This window comes from Bacillus sp. JJ864 (assembly GCF_036963045.1).
In the GTDB taxonomy this organism is placed as follows: domain Bacteria; phylum Bacillota; class Bacilli; order Bacillales; family Bacillaceae_G; genus Bacillus_A; species Bacillus_A pseudomycoides_C.
In genome coordinates this window covers 25,896-31,895 of the sequence record NZ_JBALLY010000044.1, presented here as the reverse complement: position 1 = coordinate 31,895, position 6,000 = coordinate 25,896, and the positions used below count along the sequence as shown (strand labels likewise).

Here is a 6,000-nt window from a genome sequence, read left to right as displayed (position 1 = left end):
TTTACGGGCAGTTTATCTCCCATCTAACTTCTTTGCTTTACCAAATTTTGAAGTGGGAGTATTACTGCCCGTTAATGCGGGATAAGCAACGAACGGGCACTGAAGGAGAGAGAACATATGAAACAACCACTCGCACATCGAATGCGTCCGACCAATATTACAGAAGTTATCGGACAAGAACATTTAGTGGGCGAAGGCAAAATTTTATGGCGGATGGTACAAGCAAAGCATCTACAATCAATGCTTTTATACGGACCTCCCGGAACAGGAAAAACATCAATCGCAAGCGCCATTGCCGGCAGTATCGGTATGCCTTTTCGTCTATTAAATGCTGTTACTCATAATAAAAAAGATATGGAAGTTGTTGTCCAAGAGGCAAAAATGCATCGACATCTCATCTTAATTTTAGATGAAGTGCATCGATTAGATAAAGGAAAACAAGATTTCCTTCTTCCTCACCTAGAAAGCGGGCTCATTACATTAATTGGGGCAACGACAAGCAATCCATTTCACGCAATTAATTCCGCTATTCGAAGCCGTTGTCAAATTTTTGAACTACACGCTTTAACAGAGGAAAACCTTTTACAAGGATTAAAACGCGCTTTAACTGATCAGGAAAAAGGACTAGGAGAATACAACGTAATCGTAACCGATGAAGCTCTGCGTCACTTCGCAAACGCATCTGGCGGTGATATGCGCTCTGCTTATAATGCACTTGAGCTCGCTGTCTTATCTAGCTTTACAACAAATGAAGAAACAGTAGAAATCTCACTTGAAATTGCTGAAGAATGTTTACAGAAGAAAAGTTTTGTACATGACAAAGGGGGCGACGCTCATTACGATGTCTTATCAGCTTTCCAAAAATCAGTGCGCGGAAGTGATGTGAATGCCGCTCTTCATTATTTAGCTCGCCTTATTGAAGCTGGTGACATGCAAAGCATTGGCAGACGATTACTGATTATGGCATACGAAGATGTTGGACTTGCAAACCCACAAGCCGGTCCTCGTACGCTAGCTGCCATCGAATCCGCAGAACGCGTCGGCTTTCCAGAAGCGCGCATTCCACTTGCCAATGCGGTCATTGAGCTATGTTTATCACCAAAATCAAATTCAGCGTATAAGGCGCTTGATGCAGCACTTCACGATTTACGAAACGGACAAACTGGTGATGTTCCAGCTCATTTAAAAGATAGTCACTATAAAGGTGCAGAATCGCTCGGCAGAGGAATTGACTACCTATATCCGCACGATTATCCTAATGGATGGGTTCAGCAACAATACTTACCGGATAAAATTAAAAACAAGCAATACTATAAACCAAAGAAAACAGGAAAGTTTGAACAAGCACTTGCTTCTGTTTATGAAAGATTGCAACATTCGTATAAAAGTGAATCAAAAGGGTAATATAAGCGAAAACGACATGAAATATGGAGGTTTCGCAATGAAAATGCGCCAGGATGCATGGACTGGAGAAGATGATTTACTTCTAGCAGAAACCGTTTTACATCACATTCGCGATGGCAGCACGCAACTAAAAGCATTTGATGAAGTGGGCGATCAATTAAATAGAACATCTGCCGCTTGCGGCTTTCGTTGGAATGCAGAAGTTCGGCAAGGCTATGAAGAAGCTGTGCAAATTGCGAGAAAACAACGAAAAGAATTAAAGAGAGAGCAAGCAGTAAAACCGAAACCGCAAGTATCACGATTGGAGGCGAAGAAAAAGGTCGTTATTGAGGCTGAGTTTTCAGAGGAACTCAGCGCAAATCAACCATCACTTACGATGCAAGAGGTAATCTCATTTCTTCAAAACATTGAACAAAACAATCCGCGATTAGAGAAGTTACAAACTGAAAATGAAACGTTAAGTCGACAGCTCGAAAAACAGCGAAAAACAAATCAAGAATTAGAGAAAAAGCTTGAAACATTGCAGAAGCAACAACAATCTGTACAAGAAGACTATGAAACACTTGTTAGAATTATGGACCGAGCTCGCAAACTTGTTATATTAGACGAGCCAAAAGAGCAGATGGCACCGATTTTCAAAATGGATCAGAACGGAAATTTAGATATTGTGTACACAGCGGAAAATTAAAATGAAAAAAGAGAGTAGCTTAGCCACTCTCTTTTTTCATTTTACATTTTTTGGATTTTTATTTTTTATATCTATTTCCTTTTAATTAGCATACTTATGTAAAAGGAGGTGTTCGTCCTGTTTTCACTATTTTTAATCATTCATATTATTTCAGGTTTTATTTGTTTGATTACAGGTCTTTTTTCCGGTTTTGCTAAAAAGAAACGTGGTATTCATACACTATTTGGAGAAGTATATCACGGTTTTTACGTCATTGTGTTTATAACTGCGGTTATCTTTGCAATCCTTCATTGGGAAAAAAACTCCTATTTATTTTACATCGCCATATTCTCATACGGCTTAGCATTAATGGGGTATGTATCCGCAAAGATGCGATGGAAAAATTGGATTTCTACACACATTTCAGGGATGCTCGGCTCTTACATCGGTATCGTTACGGCAACTCTTATTACAAACGCTTCAAAAATCCCACTCATAAAAGAGATTCCAACATTATTTATCTGGTTTCTTCCAACATTCATTGGAACACCACTTATTTCAATCATCATTATTGAACTACCCCCACTTATCGGCTACCGCCACTTGAAGTGGGGGATTCTAGAACCTCTTGCTCCGATGACAACAGGTTCTAGAACCTTCTCCGTTCAACAAGAGAAGTTCTCTATACCGTCAATCCGAAGTACCTAAAGATGACCCCTTTCTGCCCCTGTGCAAGCAGACAGAAAAAGGTACGCCCTCTTCAAGCGACATAGAGGAGAGAACACAAGGCAATGCACCCAGCTCCTAGACCACATCATCTGCTCTGGTGAAGGGAGTAAAAGACTGGTACCTTGTGTTCTGTTTTGTATCGTTAAGAAGTAGGTCGAGTAACTCGTAATCTCATCCTTTATACGCAAGCAATTTGCGCATTCCTTTTCTTTCTTTCTTCTTCTGTTAGCTCCATATGAGATTCGTTCATACCATCATGAGGCCGATTTACATCAAACAACGTATACAATACATGTGTACGAACAGCTAGTTGTTTGTTCCATTGTTTCCAATGATGCATGTTCGTTAGATCCATATAGGTTTTGAACACGTTCGGTACCTTCTCTTGATAACCTAACCCGCGTCTCCCAATCATGAAAGCAGCTGCTTGATGAATGGAGATACCAAATTTGCGCATATACTTCATTTTTCCAGAAATCGATGTGTACGCCGGGTTTACTTGTTTTACATCCACCCCCATCTTGTTTGCACGGCTTTGAATCGCATCTATCATCTTTCGGTATGCAAACATACTTTTCCTTCGGTTTCTCTTCTTGCTATCGTACTTATTTCCCGTTTTCGAGAGCGTAGTGTCCAGCTTCTCCAGCACAATCGGTTTGTTCTTTCGGGCGGCCAATTCGACAAGACGAATCGCCTCTGCTTCTAGAATTTTTGTAATGGCACCAGAACATTTCCCCTCTAAAGAAAAAGAAAGAATGCCGCTTTCGAGATAGTTTCCATCTTTTGAAGCATTTACCCAGGCCAAATGATCATAGTTACAATCCACTCCAATGACACCATCACTTGTACTGAAGTTAATGTAGGGATTGGGTTCTACATCTACCATACATTTGATGAGGTAATACGTTCCGTGGTCTTCGATCGACCAAGAAATAGGCTGACCATACTTCTTTTTTTGTTTACACGCGATTTGTGTTTCTATTACATGGTTGACAATGTCTTGTCCATACGGAAACATCACAAACGGGAAAGTCAACACATTTCCACGAATAGAGGTAAAAGTGAGTTCCTGTTTTTCCATGTTGTATTGAAAAACAAAGTTACCACAGCGAGCATCTTTGCGGCCGGAAATCATCATCTGTTTGTTTCGGGCGGCAGAGAAAAGAGTTTTCCATCCTTCATGATGGGTTCAAATTCTTCTTTTGTAAACTGAGATCGAAATAATTTTTTTGTGCCAAACACAGCACTTGGAACATGTTTTTGCAGCTTTTCTTTCTTTTGTTGAAGGCGGTCTAATCGGTGCTTCAACCGTCCAATTTTTGCTTTTGTGTTCTTGATTTTCGGGTCTAAATAGCAGTGTTCAAAAGAATAGAAGGTCAGCCAAATCATCGTTTTCTTTGGAAGAGAAAGGGAGACAATCCCGCTTGGTTGGATGGTAAAAAAGTGTTCTTCGGAAATGTCGGTTTCCCTTTCTTAAAACTCTCTTTCACTTTTTTCATCTTCATTAGATAGGAGCGTTCGGATTTGAGTTTCTTCTTGAGGTCTTTGATTTTCTCGTCAATTTGTTGAAGATGGAGTGTTTGTTGTTCTTTTAAAGCGGAGAATAGGGCAATCGCTTCTTGCCGAGCACTATTGGCATAATAGTCGTTAAGACTAAAGTGTTTCTTCAAGACAATTTGTAGACTTTCATTATGCAGATTTCGGCTCCAGCGCTTTTCACGAACCAAAGTTTGAAAGGCAAAACGTTTTGCTTGATTGAAAATGTGCAAAACATGAGACAATTCGTTCACAAGTGCAGTTGGTAAGGTATGTTTATACACCCTTTGAGAAAAATAGGTTTTCTTCATTTTCCTTCTTCACTACCTAACAAGAACATTTGTTCCTTTTCTATTTCTATTTTATACAAGCTAAGAAGCGATTTCAACAAATACATGAGATTTTACAGAAAAATTTCATGTGTATGAGAATCAGACAGAAAAAGGAGCAGCAAGAGCCCCCATTCATCCCCTTCTTACCGCTTGGCTCTGCCCTTCACGCGTTTGAAGAAGGGGTCTTCTGGGGTATAAAATGATAAATTAACAAAAGCGCATGCTCCCCATAAGAGCATACGCTTTTTTATTATTTTTACTCTTGTCCCACACGTTTTACCTCGATATCCTTCAAACGTTCACGCACAACATGACTTGCCATAATTAAGCCTGCCACAGACGGAACGAAGGCGTTAGAGGACGGTGGTAATTTCGCTTTGCGAATTTTTGCATTTTCATCTGGAACGATTTCTTTGCGAATATCTTCACGAATCACAATTGGATTTTCATCAGAGAATACAACTTTCACACCTTTTTTAATACCTTCTTTACGAAGTTTCGTACGAATGACTTTCGCAATTGGATCTGTATTTGTTTTAGAAATATCGGCAATGCGGAAACGAGTTGGATCCATTTTATTTGCTGCACCCATACTTGAAATGATTTTAATTTTACGTCGCAAGCACTGTTTAATTAAATGAATTTTGAACGTAATTGTATCAGATGCATCCACTACGAAATCCAAACCATGTTTAAAGAACTCTTCGTATGTTTCATCTGTATAAAACATTTCTAATGCGATAACTTCGCAGTCCGGATTAATATCAGCAATACGTTCTTTCATTAGTTCTACTTTCGAACGACCCACAGTAGAAAGTAACGCATGGATTTGACGGTTAACATTTGTAATATCCACAACGTCTTTATCAACTAATACAAGACGACCTACGCCAGAACGCGCTAACGCTTCTGCTGCAAACGAACCAACGCCGCCAATTCCTAAAATACCTACTGTACTATTTTTTAATATTTCAAGACCTTCTTTACCGAAGGCTAATTCATTACGTGAAAATTGATGTAACATGCGTCCTACACTCCTATTACAAAAATGGTCTACCATGTATTCTAGCGTTTTTCCGACTATTTGTATATATCCACTTTGATTTTTTAGAATCTAAGTCGCTGCCTTTCAGAATAAAACATGACTGCTTCTTGCTTCCTCTCTGTGTTTTATACTTTGCACGTGGCAGGAAAAGGAACTGACCGCTTCTATGCACGGCCAGTTGCTCTCGTCCTCCACTAAAAAGAAAAGGGTTTTTATATCATTTTTTCAATTTGTATTTATATAAGTTATATACTCAAATAAAAAATCCTAGATGGAATTAGTATGTC

The 6,000-nt window shown here is 39.3% G+C and carries 6 protein-coding genes and 1 pseudogene; 3 read left to right on the top strand and 4 right to left on the bottom strand.

Annotated features, from left to right (window positions below):
• Positions 1 to 117: 117 nt before the first annotated feature.
• The 3 genes and pseudogenes from V7024_RS08285 to V7024_RS08275 form a co-directional block, all read left to right on the top strand.
• Positions 118 to 1,404: a replication-associated recombination protein A gene (locus V7024_RS08285; protein WP_335518174.1), complete on the top strand. Its 1,287-nt coding sequence runs from the start codon at positions 118 to 120 to the stop codon at positions 1,402 to 1,404.
• 37 nt (positions 1,405 to 1,441) lie between these two features.
• Positions 1,442 to 2,092 carry an RsfA family transcriptional regulator gene (locus V7024_RS08280; protein WP_335518171.1) on the top strand — a complete coding sequence of 217 codons (651 nt, stop codon included), beginning with the start codon at positions 1,442 to 1,444 and terminating at the stop codon, positions 2,090 to 2,092.
• A 117-nt stretch (positions 2,093 to 2,209) separates the two neighbouring features.
• A pseudogene (locus V7024_RS08275) lies at positions 2,210 to 2,638 on the top strand (DUF2306 domain-containing protein); the annotation flags it as partial.
• Between the two features lie 340 nt (positions 2,639 to 2,978).
• On the opposite strand, the gene V7024_RS08270 reads toward V7024_RS08275, so the two are convergent.
• The 4 genes from V7024_RS08270 to V7024_RS08255 form a co-directional block, all read right to left on the bottom strand.
• On the bottom strand, positions 2,979 to 3,938 hold the full coding sequence (locus V7024_RS08270; RefSeq protein WP_335518169.1) for an IS200/IS605 family accessory protein TnpB-related protein: 960 nt from the start codon (positions 3,936 to 3,938) through the stop codon (positions 2,979 to 2,981).
• Positions 3,935 to 4,189: a hypothetical protein gene (locus tag V7024_RS08265; RefSeq protein ID WP_335518167.1), complete on the bottom strand. Its 255-nt coding sequence runs from the start codon at positions 4,187 to 4,189 to the stop codon at positions 3,935 to 3,937. The genes V7024_RS08270 and V7024_RS08265 overlap by 4 nt, the downstream gene beginning before the upstream one ends.
• The gene (locus tag V7024_RS08260; protein WP_335518164.1) at positions 4,186 to 4,647 is read right to left on the bottom strand and encodes a hypothetical protein; all 462 of its coding nucleotides are present in this window, start codon (positions 4,645 to 4,647) and stop codon (positions 4,186 to 4,188) included. The genes V7024_RS08265 and V7024_RS08260 overlap by 4 nt, the downstream gene beginning before the upstream one ends.
• A gap of 277 nt (positions 4,648 to 4,924) precedes the next feature.
• Positions 4,925 to 5,692: a tRNA threonylcarbamoyladenosine dehydratase gene (locus tag V7024_RS08255; RefSeq protein WP_335518161.1), complete on the bottom strand. Its 768-nt coding sequence runs from the start codon at positions 5,690 to 5,692 to the stop codon at positions 4,925 to 4,927.
• Between the last annotated feature and the right edge of the window lie 308 nt (positions 5,693 to 6,000).

Excerpts from the sequence above, each read along its gene's own strand:
- V7024_RS08280 (WP_335518171.1), top strand. The coding sequence starts at position 1,442 with ATGAAAATGCGCCAGGATGCATGGACTGGAGAAGATGATTTACTTCTA.
- V7024_RS08270 (WP_335518169.1), bottom strand. The coding sequence starts at position 3,938 with ATGATGATTTCCGGCCGCAAAGATGCTCGCTGTGGTAACTTTGTTTTT.
- V7024_RS08285 (WP_335518174.1), top strand. The coding sequence starts at position 118 with ATGAAACAACCACTCGCACATCGAATGCGTCCGACCAATATTACAGAA.
- V7024_RS08265 (WP_335518167.1), bottom strand. The coding sequence starts at position 4,189 with ATGATTTGGCTGACCTTCTATTCTTTTGAACACTGCTATTTAGACCCG.
- V7024_RS08255 (WP_335518161.1), bottom strand. The coding sequence starts at position 5,692 with ATGTTACATCAATTTTCACGTAATGAATTAGCCTTCGGTAAAGAAGGT.
- V7024_RS08260 (WP_335518164.1), bottom strand. The coding sequence starts at position 4,647 with ATGAAGAAAACCTATTTTTCTCAAAGGGTGTATAAACATACCTTACCA.